At 66.0% G+C, this 14,401-nt stretch carries 12 protein-coding genes; 9 read left to right on the top strand and 3 right to left on the bottom strand.

Annotation, left to right across the window (positions count from 1 at the left end):
- Window positions 1-33 precede the first annotated feature (33 nt).
- The 7 genes from GGR03_RS03740 to dnaE all read left to right on the top strand — a co-directional run bounded on the left by GGR03_RS03740 (window position 34) and on the right by dnaE (window position 9,973).
- The gene (locus tag GGR03_RS03740) at window positions 34-1,716 is read left to right on the top strand and encodes a ribonuclease J (protein WP_183206195.1); all 1,683 of its coding nucleotides are present in this window, start codon (window positions 34-36) and stop codon (window positions 1,714-1,716) included.
- A 9-nt stretch (window positions 1,717-1,725) separates the two neighbouring features.
- Complete coding sequence (gene mce / locus GGR03_RS03735; RefSeq protein WP_183206194.1) at window positions 1,726-2,130, top strand: methylmalonyl-CoA epimerase; 405 nt, start codon at window positions 1,726-1,728, stop codon at window positions 2,128-2,130.
- Between the two features lie 2 nt (window positions 2,131-2,132).
- Window positions 2,133-2,399 (top strand): DUF1467 family protein, encoded by a 267-nt coding sequence (locus GGR03_RS03730; RefSeq protein WP_183206193.1) that lies wholly within the window; start codon window positions 2,133-2,135, stop codon window positions 2,397-2,399.
- A gap of 410 nt (window positions 2,400-2,809) precedes the next feature.
- Window positions 2,810-4,132, top strand: coding sequence for a proline--tRNA ligase (gene proS, locus GGR03_RS03725; protein WP_183206192.1), 1,323 nt, complete (start codon window positions 2,810-2,812; stop codon window positions 4,130-4,132).
- Between the two features lie 74 nt (window positions 4,133-4,206).
- Entirely contained in the window at window positions 4,207-5,433 is a 1,227-nt protein-coding gene (locus GGR03_RS03720; protein WP_183207017.1) for a lipoprotein-releasing ABC transporter permease subunit, read from the top strand.
- On the top strand, window positions 5,433-6,125 hold the full coding sequence (locus GGR03_RS03715; RefSeq protein ID WP_183206191.1) for an ABC transporter ATP-binding protein: 693 nt from the start codon (window positions 5,433-5,435) through the stop codon (window positions 6,123-6,125). Before GGR03_RS03720 ends, GGR03_RS03715 begins: the two co-directional genes overlap by 1 nt.
- Window positions 6,126-6,502: 377 nt before the next feature.
- The gene (gene dnaE / locus GGR03_RS03710) at window positions 6,503-9,973 is read left to right on the top strand and encodes a DNA polymerase III subunit alpha (RefSeq protein ID WP_183206190.1); all 3,471 of its coding nucleotides are present in this window, start codon (window positions 6,503-6,505) and stop codon (window positions 9,971-9,973) included.
- A gap of 49 nt (window positions 9,974-10,022) precedes the next feature.
- On the opposite strand, the gene GGR03_RS03705 is transcribed toward dnaE, so the two are convergent.
- The 3 genes from GGR03_RS03705 to GGR03_RS03695 all read right to left on the bottom strand — a co-directional run bounded on the left by GGR03_RS03705 (window position 10,023) and on the right by GGR03_RS03695 (window position 12,406).
- Window positions 10,023-11,369, bottom strand: coding sequence for a DNA polymerase IV (locus GGR03_RS03705; protein ID WP_183206189.1), 1,347 nt, complete (start codon window positions 11,367-11,369; stop codon window positions 10,023-10,025).
- 78 nt (window positions 11,370-11,447) lie between these two features.
- Window positions 11,448-12,131 (bottom strand): hypothetical protein, encoded by a 684-nt coding sequence (locus tag GGR03_RS03700; RefSeq protein WP_183206188.1) that lies wholly within the window; start codon window positions 12,129-12,131, stop codon window positions 11,448-11,450.
- Window positions 12,128-12,406, bottom strand: coding sequence for a DUF3572 family protein (locus GGR03_RS03695; RefSeq protein WP_183207016.1), 279 nt, complete (start codon window positions 12,404-12,406; stop codon window positions 12,128-12,130). The genes GGR03_RS03700 and GGR03_RS03695 overlap by 4 nt, the downstream gene beginning before the upstream one ends.
- A gap of 144 nt (window positions 12,407-12,550) precedes the next feature.
- On the opposite strand from GGR03_RS03695, the gene GGR03_RS03690 reads away from it, so the two are divergent.
- Window positions 12,551-12,922, top strand: coding sequence for a response regulator (locus GGR03_RS03690; RefSeq protein ID WP_163045462.1), 372 nt, complete (start codon window positions 12,551-12,553; stop codon window positions 12,920-12,922).
- Between the two features lie 8 nt (window positions 12,923-12,930).
- Window positions 12,931-14,298, top strand: coding sequence for a PleD family two-component system response regulator (locus GGR03_RS03685; protein WP_183206187.1), 1,368 nt, complete (start codon window positions 12,931-12,933; stop codon window positions 14,296-14,298).
- Window positions 14,299-14,401: the final 103 nt, after the last annotated feature.

Genomic DNA, 14,401 nt, shown 5'->3' with positions numbered 1-14,401 from the left:
AACCCATCGCGCGCGGCCTTGCCGCGCCGTGACATGACGCGAAAGAAGAAAAGTTTGAGTGAGCTACTGTTCGTGCCGCTAGGCGGCATCGGCGAGATCGGTATGAATCTCGCCCTCTACGGCTATGGTCCGGAAGAAGACCGCGAGTGGATCATGGTGGATTGCGGCGTCTCCTTCGCCGGGCCGGATTTCCCGGGCGCCGATCTGATCTTTCCCGACACGCGTTTTCTCGAGGAAGAGAAGCACGCGCTGAAGGGCATCGTCATCACCCATGCCCATGAGGACCATTACGGCGCGCTGCTCGACCTCTGGCCGCGGCTGAACAAGGTACCGGTCTATGCGACGGCCTTCACGGCAGCGCTGCTCGCGGCCAAGCGGGAAGGCGAGGCGGGGGCGCCAAAAATCCCGGTCGAGATCTTCGCGGCGGGCGACCGATTCAAGGTCGGACCATTCGAGATCGAGGCGATCAACGTCACCCACTCGATCCCCGAACCGGTCGCGCTGGCCATCCGCTCGCCCGCCGGCACGGTCGTCCACACCGGCGACTGGAAGATCGACGCGACGCCCGTCCTCGGCAAGCCGACCGACGAGAAGCGTCTGCGCGAGATCGGCGATGAGGGCGTTCTGGCGATGGTCGCCGATTCGACCAACGCCATGCGCGAAGGCATCAGCCCCAGCGAGAAGGAAGTCTCCGCTTCGCTCGGCGACATCATCCGCAGCGCCAAGGGCCGCGTCGCGGTGACCACCTTCTCCTCCAATGTCGGCCGGATCCGGTCGATCGCGGCCGCCGCGCGCGATGCGGGCCGTCAGGTGCTGCTGATGGGCCGGTCGATGCGGCGGGTGTGCGACGTCGCGGGCGAACTCGGCTATCTGGAGGGGATCCCGCCATTCCTCGGCGAGCAGGATTTCGGCTACATACCGCCGGAAAAGGCTGTGATCATCCTCACCGGCAGCCAGGGCGAGCCCCGCGCGGCATTGGCACGCCTGTCGCGCAACGAACATCCCTCGGTATCGCTCTCCAAGGGCGACCTGGTGATCTTCTCCTCCCGATCGATCCCTGGCAACGAGAAGGGCATCATCGAGATCAAGAACGCCCTGATCGAACGCGGCATCGAGGTGCTGGAGGACGGCGCCAAGCTCGTCCACGTCTCCGGCCATCCGCGCCGCAGCGAGATGCGCCAGATGTACGAATGGGTGCGTCCGAAGATCGCCATCCCCGCCCATGGCGAGGCGGCGCATCTGACGGCGCACGCGCTGCTGGCGAGCGAACTCGGCGTTCGTGAAGTCATCCCGGTGCGCAATGGCGGCGTCGTCCGTCTGTCGCCGGGGGCTGCCGCGATCATCGACGAGGTCCCGGTCGGCCGCCTCTACAAGGACGGCCGCCTGATCGGCTCGGCCGAGGAGATGGGCATCAACGAGCGCCGCCGGCTGTCGAATGTCGGCCAGGTCTCGGTGCTGGTCGAATTGACCGCCAAGCTGCAGATGCGCGAGGATCCCGATCTCGTCGCGCTGGGCATGCCGAAGGACGACGCGGGCGGCGAGGAGATCGAGGAGATCATGATCGACGCCGCCGCGGGCGCCGTCGAGAGTATCCCGCCCAACCGGCGCAAGGACCTCGACCTCGTTGCCGAAGCGGTGCGGCGTGCCGTTCGCGGCGCAGCCTTCGAGGCCTGGGGCAAGAAGCCGATCGTGACGGTGTTCGTCACCCGTTCCTGAGGACCTGCCATGCTCGGTCGCCTGAACCATGTAGCGCTCGCCGTCCCGGATCTTTCCGCGGCGGTCGAGCGCTACCAGGCTATGCTCGGTGCCGAGATTTCGGCACCGGTGGCGCTGCCGGAGCATGGCGTGACGGTGGTGTTCGTCGATCTCGGCAACACCAAGATCGAGCTGCTTGAACCCCTCGGCGACAATTCGCCGATTGCGGCTTTCCTGGCAAAGAGCCCAAAAGGCGGCATGCATCATGTGTGCTATGAAGTGAACGACATTCGCGCGGCGCGCGACCGGATCCTGGCCGCTGGTGGCCGGGTCGTCGGAGACGGGGAACCCCGGACCGGGGCCCACGGCAAGCCGGTGCTTTTCGTGCATCCGGGCGACCTGTTCGGGACACTCACCGAACTAGAGGAGGCGTGACGATGGGCTGGATCTCGGCACTCGCCGTTTATTTCATCATCTGGTGGACGTCGCTTTTCGTCATCCTGCCGCTCGGCCACCGCTCGCAGATCGAAAACGATCAGGTGACGCTCGGCACCGACCACGGGGCGCCGTCCGAGGCCCGCATGGGACGCAAGTTCGTCCAGACGACGCTGCTGGCGAGCGTGATCTTCGTCGTGTTCTATCTGGTCACCCAGGTCTGGGGACTCAGCCCCGACGACTTCCCCAACTTCATCCCGCATAGCTGAGCCCGAGGCGCTGATCGGCCGATGGCCGACCAGGAGGCGGACTTGGCAAAGCCGGGGGCAAAAAAAATGCAAGGCTTTCGCCTTGCATCATGAAGTTGCGTGCCTGGATTTCACACCGAAGACTTTGTTCGGGGCTGCAACAATATGTCGCGCCGGAAACCGCGTCCTCCCGAGACTAGACCGCAGTCGGCGCCTCACGGGCGCCTTCTTTATAGGGCCGAACGTTAGCCAGACCGCCGCGTCTTGTCACGCGAAATTTGCGGCGTTGTGAAATTTTGATGTCATGACGTCGGTCTTCGTTCCGCGCGCTCGGTGCCGGGCCATCCCGCCTTCCCATTCTCCAGTCTAACGGTTATGAGGCGGCTCCGTGGCCCCTCGTGCTGCCGACACCGACTCTGACCGGACTCATCATGCGCCTGTCGCGATATTTTCTGCCCATTCTCAAGGAAACGCCGAAGGAAGCCGAGATCGTATCGCATCGGCTGATGCTGCGGGCCGGCATGATCCGGCAGCAGGCGGCGGGGATCTATTCGTTCCTGCCGCTCGGCAAGCGGGTCCTCGACCGGGTGTGCAAGATCGTCCGCGAAGAGCAGGACCGCTCCGGCGCGATCGAACTGCTGATGCCGACCATCCAGTCGTCCGACCTGTGGCGCGAGAGCGGGCGCTACGAGGATTACGGCAAGGAGATGCTGCGCATCGAGGATCGCCACGGTCGCGACCTCCTGTTCGGGCCGACCAACGAGGAGATGGTCACCGACATCTTCCGCTCGTCCGTGCGCTCCTACAAGGACCTGCCGCTCAACCTCTACCACATCCAGTGGAAGTTCCGGGACGAGGTCCGGCCGCGCTTCGGGGTGATGCGCAGCCGCGAATTCCTCATGAAGGATGCCTACTCCTTCGACCTCGACTTCGAGTCCGCCCGCGTTTCCTATGACCGGATGTTCGTCGCCTATCTGCGGACCTTCGAGCGCTGCGGCCTGAAGGCGATCCCGATGCGTGCCGACACCGGCCCGATCGGCGGCGATCTCAGCCACGAGTTCATCATCCTCGCCGCCACCGGCGAGAGCGAAGTGTTCTGCCATCGGGACTATCTCGAACTGCCGGTTCCCGGCGCCGACGTCGATTTTTCCGATCCGGCCGCCCTGAAGGCGATCGTCGATACCTGGACGACGCCGTATGCGGCGACGGACGAGATGCACGACACCACCGCCTGGGATGCCTTGCCGGAGGACGAGCGCCTGGCCGCCCGCGGCATCGAGGTCGGCCATATTTTCCACTTCGGCACGAAATATTCCGAGCCGATGAATGCTGTCGTCACCGGCCCGGACGGGAAGGACGTTCCCGTCCACATGGGATCCTACGGAATCGGTCCGAGCCGTCTGCTCGCGGCGATCATCGAGGCCTCGCATGACGAGAACGGCATCATCTGGCCAAAGTCGGTCGCGCCCTTCGATGTCGGGCTGATCAACATGAAGCCGGGCGACGCCGACTGCGACCGCGTCTGCGACGAGCTCTACGCGCAGCTCGAGGCGGCAGGCGTCGAGGTGCTCTACGACGACCAGGAAACGCGCGCCGGCGCGAAGTTCGCGACCATGGACCTGATCGGCCTGCCGCTGCAGCTGATCGTCGGACCGCGCGGCGCCAAGGCGGGCGAGGCCGAGATCAAGAACCGGGCGACCGGCGAGCGAGAGACCCTGCCGATTGCCTCGGTCCTGGACCGGGTGCTGGCTTGACGGAAGCAACCCTCGCACCGGCGAGCTCGACACAAAAGCGCGGCTCGACGCGGCCGTTCTCGCGATTCGAGTGGATGATCGCCGGGCGTTATCTGCGCGCCCGTCGGCGGGACGCCGGCGTCTCGGTGATCGCCGGCTTCTCCTTCATTGGCATCATGCTGGGCGTTGCGGCGCTGATCATCGTCATGTCGGTGATGAACGGTTTTCGCGGCGAGCTGCTGACCCGCATCCTCGGCGTCAACGGCCACGTCATCCTCTATCCGATCGACCAGCCGCTGCGCGACTTCGACGCCGTCGCACAGCGCGTCGCGACGGTCCCGGGCGTCGATTTCGCCATGCCGCTGGTACAGGGGCAGGTGCTCGCGTCCGGTCCCGCCACCACCAGCACGGGCGCCCTGGTGAAGGGTGTGAGGGGTGACGATCTCGACGAACTGGCACCGATCTCCGAGAACATCCGCCAGGGAACGCTGGCGGATTTCGATACCGGCGGCGGCGTCGCCATCGGCATACGTCTCGCGGAGGCGCTCGGACTGCGCCTCGACGACAACATCACCCTCGTCTCGCCGGAGGGCGACGTCACGCCGCTCGGGACGACCCCGCGGGTCAAGGCCTATCCGGTCAAGGCGATCTTCGAGATCGGCCTGTCGGAATACGACGCGGCCTATGTCTACATGCCGCTTACCGAAGCCCAGCTGTTCTTCAATCAGGAAGAGCAGGCCCAGTCGATCGAGCTCTTTGTCGACGATCCCGACGCGGTGGGACTGTTGCAGCCGCAGATCGAGGCCGCGGCGCAACGACCGGCCTATACGGTCACCTGGCAAACCCAGAACGAATCGTTCTTCTCGGCGCTGCAGGTCGAGCGGAACGTGATGTTCATCATCCTGACGCTGATCATCCTCGTCGCGGCGCTGAACATCATCTCCGGTCTCTTCATGCTGGTGAAGGACAAGGGCAGGGACATCGCCATCCTGCGCACGATGGGCGCCACCAAGGGCGCGGTGATGCGGGTGTTCCTGATCACCGGCGCCTCGATCGGGCTGGCGGGCACGCTGGCCGGACTGATCCTCGGCACGGCCTTCTGCCTCAACATCGAGAACATCCGGCTGTTCTTCTCCTGGCTTTCGGGGACGACGCTGTTCAACCCGGAGTTCTATTTCCTCAGCCAGCTGCCGGCGGAGATCGACGCCTCCGAGGTCGTGCTGGTCGTCCTGATGGCCGTCGGCCTCTCCTTCGTCGCGACGATCCTGCCGTCCTGGCAGGCGTCCCGGCTCGATCCGGTCGAGGCATTACGGTACGAATGATGACGGACAACGTTGCGCTGCGGCTCGAAGCGGTCGGTCGGCATTTCAAGGAGGGCGAGGGCAAGCTCACCATCCTCGACGGCGCCGAGGTGGAGGTCCGCGCTGGCGAGATGATCGCGCTCGTCGCGCCGTCCGGCGCCGGCAAGTCGACCCTCCTGCACATTGCCGGCCTGCTCGAGCGGCCCGACACCGGCGAGGTGTATGTCGGTGGCGAGGCGTGCGGCAGTCTGGGCGATGATCGTCGGACCCAGATGCGGCGCCGGTCGATCGGCTTCGTCTACCAGTTCCACCACCTGTTGCCGGAGTTCTCAGCCATCGAGAACGTCATGCTGCCGCAGATGATTCTCGGCCTCGGTCGCAGCGACGCGCAGCTTCGGGCGCAGGAGCTCCTCGACTACATGCGGATCGGCAAGCGCGCCTTGCACCGCCCCGCCGAACTTTCCGGCGGCGAGCAGCAGCGCGTGGCGATCGCCCGGGCGGTTGCCAATTCGCCGCATGTCCTGCTCGCTGACGAGCCGACCGGCAATCTCGATCCAACGACGGCGGGCTACGTCTTCGACGCACTCACCGCGCTGGTCCGCCAGTCGGGGGTCGCGGCACTGATCGCGACCCACAACCATGAGCTGGCTGCCCGGATGGACCGCTCCATCACGATCGAGCAGGGGCGGATCGTGCCCCACCGGTTCGGCTGAAGCCTGCGTCCCCAGGCGCTGCCGGGGTTGCCGGCGCAAGAAATCCCTCGAAGAAAATCCTGCCTCTCGCCGGGCGGCGCCTTTTCGCGCCCGGCGCTTGACATTTCCGCTAGGATAGGAACAAATCACGAACATAGAACAGAGAGGGAACGAAGATGCTCGATTTCGCCAAGGATCTCCTGTCGCTGGTCGTCATGTCCGGTTTCGTGTTCAGCCTGACGCTTCTCGTCCACGCCGTCTGATCGCCGCTTTCCTGGGGACGGGTTGGCCGCCACTCTTACCGGCCGAAGGTTGAGCGGGTAGGACTGCTGACACCAATGCCGCAGCGGGCTCCTCGGTACGCCGCCGGGTAGTCTCGATGACCCAGGAGCAACCGGATGAGCGATCCCATCGGTGACGGCCCCCGCTTCATTCACCTGCGGGTGCACAGCGCCTATTCGTTGCTCGAAGGCGCGCTGAAGCTCGACCAGATCATCAAGTTCGCAATCGCCGACGAAGCGCCGGCGATCGGCATTGCCGACACGAACAATCTGTTCGGGGCATTGGAATTTTCCGAAAAGGCGGCAAAGGCCGGGCTGCAGCCGATCGTCGGCTGCCAGCTCGACGTCGATTTCGGCGATACGGTCACCGACGGTCGCGGCGGGCGGGGCGACCGCAACGCGCTGCCGATGGCGCCGCTGGTGCTGATCGCGACCAGCGAGGCCGGCTATGCCAACCTCGTCGAGATAGTGTCGCTGGCCTATCTCGGGCATCCCGATACACAGCGGCCGCACGTGCCGGTCGAGTGGATCGAGGCATATTGCGGCGACGTGATCTGCCTGACCGGCGGCCCGCTCGGGCCAATCGGTCTCGCGCTTGCCGCAGATCGCGGCCCGCTTGCCCGTGCCCGGCTCGAGCGGCTCGCTGCGTGCTTCGGCGACCGGCTCTATGTCGAGCTGCAGCGCCAGGAAGGGCGAAGCCGCCGGGTCGAGGCGGAAACGATCGAGCTCGCCTACGACATGGCGCTGCCGCTGGTCGCGACCAACGAGCCGTTCTTCTACTGTCCCGACGATTTCGACGCTCATGACGCGCTGCTCGCGGTGGCGAGCAACCGGCTGGTCAGCCAGGAGGACCGCCGCCGTCTGTCGCGCGACCACTGCCTGAAGACACAGGGCGAGATGGCGGTGCTGTTCGCCGATCTGCCGGAAGCGCTGCAGAACACGATCGAGATCGCCCGGCGTTGTTCCTACCGGCCGCGTACGCGCGCGCCGATCCTGCCGCGTTTTGCCGGCGCCGATGCGGACCCGATAGAGGCCGACGCGGCCGAGGTCGGCGAACTGCGCCGCCAGGCCTTCGAGGGGCTGGACAAGCGGCTGGCGACGCTCGGGCTTGCTCCGGGCGAGAGCGAGGAGAGCTATCGCGCCCGCCTGGACTTCGAGCTGACGATCATCGAGCGGATGAAGTTTCCGGGCTACTTCCTGATCGTCGCGGACTTCATCAAATGGGCCAAGGCGCAGGGGATCCCGGTCGGTCCCGGCCGCGGTTCGGGTGCGGGCTCGCTGGTCGCCTATTCGCTGACCATCACCGATCTCGACCCGCTGCGCTTCTCGCTGCTGTTCGAGCGCTTCCTCAACCCGGACCGCGTGTCGATGCCGGATTTCGACATCGACTTCTGCCAGGACCGGCGCGAGGAGGTCATCCGCTACGTCCAGGGCAAATACGGCCGCGACCAGGTCGGGCAGATCATCACCTTCGGAACGCTGCAGGCACGCGCCGTGCTGCGCGACGTCGGGCGCGTGCTCGAGATGTCCTACGGCCATGTCGACAAGCTCTGCAAGCTGGTGCCGCAGAACCCGGCCAACCCCGTGACGCTGGCGCAGGCGTTGGTCGAGGAGCCGCGGCTGCAGGAAGCGCGCGAGAAGGAGGAGGTCGTCGACCGGCTGATCTCGATCGCGCTGAAGCTCGAAGGGCTCTACCGCCACGCCTCGACCCACGCCGCCGGCATCGTCATCGGCGACCGGCCGCTGTCGAAGCTCGTGCCGATGTACCGCGACCCGCGCTCCGACATGCCGGTCACCCAGTACAACATGAAGTGGGTGGAACCGGCGGGCCTGGTCAAGTTCGACTTCCTCGGCCTGAAGACGCTGACGACGCTGCAGAAGGCGGTGTCGCTGATCGCCCGCCGGGGCATCGAGATCGATCTCGCCGCGATCCCGCTGGATGACGCCAAGAGCTACGAGATGCTGACCCGCGGCGAGACGGTCGGTGTGTTCCAGGTGGAATCGGTCGGCATGCGCAAGGCGCTGATCGGCATGCGGCCCGACCGCTTCGAGGACATCATCGCCCTCGTCGCGCTGTACCGGCCGGGCCCGATGGAGAACATCCCGACCTACAACGCCCGCAAGCACGGCGACGAGGAAGTCGACGTCATCCACGAGAAGATCGTGCCGATCCTCAAGGAGACGCAGGGCGTCATCATCTACCAGGAACAGGTGATGCAGATCGCCCAGGTCCTGGCCGGCTATTCGCTCGGCGAAGCCGACCTGCTGCGCCGCGCGATGGGCAAGAAGATCCGCGCCGAGATGGACCAGCAGCGCGTGCGCTTCGTCGAGGGCGCGGTCGCCAACGGGCTCGAGAAGGCCCACGCGAACATGATCTTCGATCTGCTCGCCAAGTTTGCCGACTACGGCTTCAACAAGAGCCACGCGGCGGCCTACGCGCTGATCGCCTACCAGACGGCCTATCTGAAGGCGAACTACCCGGTCGAGTTCCTTGCCGCGTCGATGACGCTCGACTGCGGCAACACCGACAAGCTCAACGATTTCCGCATGGACGCCCAGCGTCTGGGGATCAAGGTGTTCGCGCCCTCGGTGCAGACCTCGCACAAGGCGTTCGAGGTCGGGGAGAACCGGATCTTCTACGCGCTCGCCGCGATCAAGGGCATCGGCGAGCAGGCGGTCGAACACATCGTCGAGCGGCGCGGCGACGGCGAGTACGCGTCGCTGGAGGATTTCTGCGCACGTATCGACCCGAAGATCGTCAACAAGCGCACGCTGGAGTTCCTGATCGCCGCCGGCGCGCTCGACTGCTTCGGACATGACCGGGCGGTGCTGACGGCCAATATCGAGCTGATGACCTCCTATGCCCTGCGGGTCCACGAGGGCCGCACCTCCGGCCAGCACGACATGTTCGGCTCTGCGGGTGATGCGCCGGAGCCGCTGCGGCTCAACCCGGCACCGCTCTGGACATCCGCGGAAAAGCTGCTGCGCGAGTTCCAGGCGATCGGCTTCTACATCTCGGCGCATCCGCTCGACGAGTACAAGGCGACGCTGAAGCGCCTGCGCGTCCAGACCCATGCCGAGGTCACCGCTGGCGTGAAGCGCGGCGCCAGCGCCGGCAAGCTCGCCGGGACGGTCACGTCGCGCCAGGAGCGCAAGACGCGGACCGGCGGCAAGATCGGCATCGTCCAGCTCTCCGATCCGAGCGGCCAGTACGAGGTCGTCTTGTTCTCCGAAGTGCTCTACGCGTTCCGCGACATGCTGGAGCCGGGCGCCTCGGTGATCGTCACGGTCTCCGCGGAGGAACGGCCGGAAGGCATCTCGCTGCGCGTCCAGTCGGTGCAGTCGCTGGAGGACGAGGCGGTGCGCATGCAGAAGGCGCTGCGCATCTTCATGCGGGATGCCGCGCCCCTGCAACTCGTCCGCAGCCAGCTTCAGACCGATGGCGACAGCGAGGTTTCGGTGATCCTGGTGCGCGACGCCGGCGAGCGGGAGGTGGAGATCACGCTGCCCGGCCGCTACCGGGTCTCGCCGCAGATGGCGAGCGCCGTGAAGGCGGCGCCCGGCGTGCTCGACGTCGAGCTTCTGTAGGCGCAGTCATTCCGAGGACGCGGGACGGTTTGGGCCGCGCCGCCAGGCGTCAATCCACGTCGTCGTCCGGCACTTCGACGGGCTTCGAGCGATAGGTGCCCGAGGTCGCGACGTGCTTTCGTGCCGTCCGGCCGAATGTGTAGCCGGTCTCGATGGCGCTTTGGCCGAAGCGGTCGCGAAGACGGTCGAGCGCCGCTTCCGCCTTGGCGCGCTTGGCGGCGCCCGGATCGACGAGATCGTCGGGGTCGGCCATTACTGCAGGGTGGAAATCGGAGCAGCCGATGCCGATCAGCCGGAATCTGGTGCCGTCGATCTCCTTTTCCAGCAGCATCCGGCCGGTGGCGAAGATCCGGTCGGCAAGGCGGGTCGGCTGGCCGAGCTTGAAGTTGCGCGTCCGGATACGGAAGTCAGCGCTCTTCAGTTTCAGGACGATCGTCGTCGCCGAAAGGTCCGTCGCCTTCAGGCGCCGCGCCACCTTTTCGCTGAGGGCGCGCAACAGCGGCACCAGGTCGGCGGCGGCGGACAGGTCGCTGTTGAAGGTGGTCTCCGCGGAGATGCTCTTCATCTCGCTGCTCGGATCGACCTTGCGCGTGTCGATGCCGCGCGACAGCCGATACAGGCGTTGGCCCATCTGGCCGTAGCGCCGCATCAGTCCGGCCTCGTCCATGGTCTGCAACTGGCCGATGCTGGTGATGCCGTCGCCGGCGAGCGAGCGCTCCATGGCGCCGCCGACGCCCCAGATCTTCGTCACCGGCTTGTCGGCAAGGAAGGCGAGGGTCTCCTGCCGGCCGATCACCGAGAAGCCGCGCGGCTTCTCGAGATCGCTCGCGACCTTGGCGAGAAACTTGTTGTGCGAGAGGCCGATCGAGACGGTGATCCCGAGCTCTTTCTCGACGCGGGCGGCGAGGCGGGCGAGCGTCATCGCCGCGGGCTCGCCATGCAGGCGCTCCGTTCCGGACAGGTCGAGAAACGCCTCGTCGATCGACAGTGGCTCGACCAGCGGCGTGACCGCCAGCATCATCGCCCGGACTTCGCGGCCGACGCCGGCATATTTCGCCATGTCGGGCGATAGCACTACGGCGTCTGGGCAGAGCTTAAGTGCCTTGAACATCGGCATGGCGGAGCGCACGCCGCGGATGCGGGCGATGTAGCAGGCGGTCGAGACGACGCCGCGCTGGCCGCCGCCGATGATCACCGGCCGGTGCAGCAATTCCGGCCGATCGCGCTTCTCGACGCTGGCATAGAATGCGTCGCAGTCGAGATGGGCGATGGCGAGATCGGCGAGTTCCGAGTGATCCGCGACCCGCGGGCTGCCGCAGGACATGCAGCGCCTTCCGACCGCGCCCTGGCGGACGAGGCAGTCCCGGCAGAAGCGCAAGGGGGATGGGGCGGACATGGTCGACTCGGGGCGAGTTGCTGGCCGGCAGGATAGCCCAGCCGCCTCCGGAGGGAAATCGCGGCGAGGGCAGCGCTGCTATGCGGCGCCGCGGGTCCGGGCCGGTTTGCCGTCGAGGATCGCGAGGATCAACGATTCGGCCTCACCCCAGTCGGCGGCGGCGAGGGCACCGTTCGGCAGCGGCGGCAGATGCGGGCGAAAGGCTTCGTTCGCCATCAGATGGATCAGGTGGGCAGCCGGATAGCTGCGCTGCACCGAGACGAGATTGGGCGGCAGGTCGTCGGCGAAGATCAGCGGGCCGTCCCAACGCGCCCCGAGCTCGGCGACGACGGCACCCTTGGAGCGCTCCGTCGCAATCATCGGGAAGGTGAGCCCCTCGCGATCGAGCAGCGTCCGACGGCGGGGATAGAACGAGGGCGTCATGGCGGTGAGGAAGACGATGTCGGCCATGCCGGCGAGACGCCCGAGCGATTCGGCCGCGCCTTGCACGACCTTCTGGCGCGCCTCCTGGTCCTCGTAGAGCCGCATCGTGACTTGGTCGAGTTCGGAGCCACTCAGCGCCGCGCCGGTCGAGAGCGAGCGGACATTGCCGGTCAGCCGGAAGCTGTCGGCCTGCAAGCGTGCTCCATACTCGGCCAGGAGCTCCTGGAACGGCGCGATGAACTCCAGAACCACCTCGTCGATGTCGAGGACAAGCAGCGCCTTGTGTGCCTGCGAGAGCTCGTCGACTCGCGGTCCTTCCGTTACGCTGCGACGGCTCATCGGGACGGCACGCCGAAGCTGTCGGCAAGGGCCTCGCGCGCGGCGGCCACGCGGGCGGGGTCGAGCGACTGGTCGGCGGCGAACGCCATGAGCGTCGGCTCGTGCGCGAGAACGAAGTCCAGCACGCCCGCCAGGAAACCCGGAGTCGCGGCGGCGGCGCGCAGCTCGGCGACGTTGATGCCGGTCACGGCCAGGAAGCGGTCGAGCAGGGGGCGGTCCGCGGCGATGAAGCCAAGTGCCTGAACCGCAACGGAATCAGCATCCTCGCGACTAATTGAGGCTGGTCGGGAAGCGCCGCGTAACCGATTGTTATCGTTAAGAGACCGCAACCGATCGATTCCCACTTCTTAAATCAGTTTCCGCTAGAAGAGACCCTGGATAGCCGAAGACCATGTGAGGGTCGAGGCGAGGAGTGCCCGATGGCCAAGACCGTGATGATCGTCGAAGACAACGAGCTCAACATGAAGCTCTTCCGTGACCTCATCGAGGCGCACGGCTACGCGACGGTGCAGACGCGCAGCGGCCTGACCGCTGTCGACCTGGCACGGGAGCACAGGCCCGACCTGATCCTCATGGATATCCAGCTCCCCGAAATCTCGGGGCTGGATGTCACGCGCCAGCTGAAAAGCGATCCGGAGCTGTTCAAGATCCCGATCATCGCCGTCACGGCCTTCGCCATGAAGGGCGACGAGGAGCGGATCCGCCAGGGGGGCTGCGAAGCCTACATCTCCAAGCCCATCTCGGTGGTGAAGTTCATCGAGACGATCCGTTCGTTCCTGGGTGAGAGCTGAGATCTGCGATGACGGCCCGTATTCTCCTCGTCGACGACGTCGAGCTGAACCTGAAGCTCCTCGATGCGCGTCTGACGGCGGAATACTATCAGGTCGTCACCGCCACGAATGGTCCCGATGCACTGCGGATCTGCCAGACCGAAACCGTCGACCTCGTGCTCCTTGACGTGATGATGCCCGAAATGGACGGTTTCGAGGTCTGTCGCCGGCTGAAGGCCGATCCCCGCACGGCGCATCTGCCGGTCGTTCTGATCACTGCTCTCGACCAGGCATCCGACCGGCTGACCGGGCTCGAGGCAGGCGCCGACGACTTCCTGACCAAGCCGGTGCGCGACCTTGCGCTGTTCTCGCGGGTCCGCAGCCTGACGAGGCTGAAATTCGTCACCGACGAGCTGCGTCGCCGCGCCGAGACCGCGGTCAGCCTGATGGCCGCCGATACGCACTTCCGGCCCGACCTCCTTGAGCCGCCGCCGCACGTGCTGCTGTTCAGCGAATCGGCCGAGCACGGGCAGCGCGTCCGCCGGCATCTGAGGGGCGTAGCATCCGTCGGCATCATCGATGACGTCGCGGGGTTCGGCGATGCCGCCGCCGCAGGCCTGGCGGACGTTCTGCTGATCGACATGGACGGCAAGGGGGTCGATCCGCTGCGGCTGATCTCGCAGCTACGCTCCAACGAAGCCAGCCGGCTGACTCCGATCCTCGCCAGCGCGCGACCGGACGACGAGGAGAAACTGGCGCGTGCCCTCGAACTCGGCGGCAACGACTACATCCACCGGCCGATCGACCGCAACGAACTCGTCGCCCGGGTCAGGACGCAGATCCGGCGCAAGCGCTACGACGACGGGCTGCGCAACTCTGTCCAGCGGACCATCCAGCTCGCCGTGTCCGATCCGCTCACCGGTCTGCACAACCGGCGGTTCCTAGAAACCCACATGGCGCGGGCCGTGGCCGCAGCGCAGCACAACGGCGTCGGCTTTGCCCTGCTGATGGCCGATATCGACCATTTCAAGCGTATCAACGACAATTGGGGACACGACGCCGGCGACCGCGTGCTCAAGGAGTTCGCCACGCGCCTGTCGCAGTGCCTGCGCTCCAGCGACCTTGCCTGCCGCTTCGGTGGCGAAGAATTTGCCATACTGATGATCGAGGCAGACGCCAACACTGCGGTCGGCATTGCCGAGCGCATCCGCCAGAGCGTCTGCGAAAGGCCCTTCATCGTCGATGGCAAGGCGATCACGGTCACAGTCAGCGAAGGGCTGGCGGTCTTCGAGCCCGGCAGCGACGACAACCTGTCGCTGCTGAAGCGGGCGGATGCCGCGCTCTACGCCGCCAAGCGGGCAGGGCGCAACCGCGTGGAAGTCCGCGACGCCGCCTGAGCCTCACCCACGGATTGGGCGCGCTGAAACGTCCTTAACCATTAATTAAAGTTCACACGACAGAGCGACCAATCTCGTTGCATTCGATTCGGTTCTGGGCGAG

This window comes from Aurantimonas endophytica (assembly GCF_014196845.1).
Classification (GTDB): Bacteria; Pseudomonadota; Alphaproteobacteria; order Rhizobiales; family Rhizobiaceae; genus Aurantimonas; species Aurantimonas endophytica.
This window is presented reverse-complemented; position numbering and strand designations above follow the sequence as displayed.

Coding starts and splice junctions, on each gene's coding strand:
- proS (WP_183206192.1), top strand. CDS start 2,810: ATGCGCCTGTCGCGATATTTTCTGCCCATTCTCAAGGAAACGCCGAAG.
- GGR03_RS03705 (WP_183206189.1), bottom strand. CDS start 11,369: ATGTCCGCCCCATCCCCCTTGCGCTTCTGCCGGGACTGCCTCGTCCGC.
- GGR03_RS03715 (WP_183206191.1), top strand. CDS start 5,433: ATGACGGACAACGTTGCGCTGCGGCTCGAAGCGGTCGGTCGGCATTTC.
- GGR03_RS03700 (WP_183206188.1), bottom strand. CDS start 12,131: ATGAGCCGTCGCAGCGTAACGGAAGGACCGCGAGTCGACGAGCTCTCG.
- mce (WP_183206194.1), top strand. CDS start 1,726: ATGCTCGGTCGCCTGAACCATGTAGCGCTCGCCGTCCCGGATCTTTCC.
- dnaE (WP_183206190.1), top strand. CDS start 6,503: ATGAGCGATCCCATCGGTGACGGCCCCCGCTTCATTCACCTGCGGGTG.
- GGR03_RS03685 (WP_183206187.1), top strand. CDS start 12,931: ATGACGGCCCGTATTCTCCTCGTCGACGACGTCGAGCTGAACCTGAAG.
- GGR03_RS03720 (WP_183207017.1), top strand. CDS start 4,207: ATGATCGCCGGGCGTTATCTGCGCGCCCGTCGGCGGGACGCCGGCGTC.
- GGR03_RS03690 (WP_163045462.1), top strand. CDS start 12,551: ATGGCCAAGACCGTGATGATCGTCGAAGACAACGAGCTCAACATGAAG.
- GGR03_RS03730 (WP_183206193.1), top strand. CDS start 2,133: ATGGGCTGGATCTCGGCACTCGCCGTTTATTTCATCATCTGGTGGACG.
- GGR03_RS03740 (WP_183206195.1), top strand. CDS start 34: ATGACGCGAAAGAAGAAAAGTTTGAGTGAGCTACTGTTCGTGCCGCTA.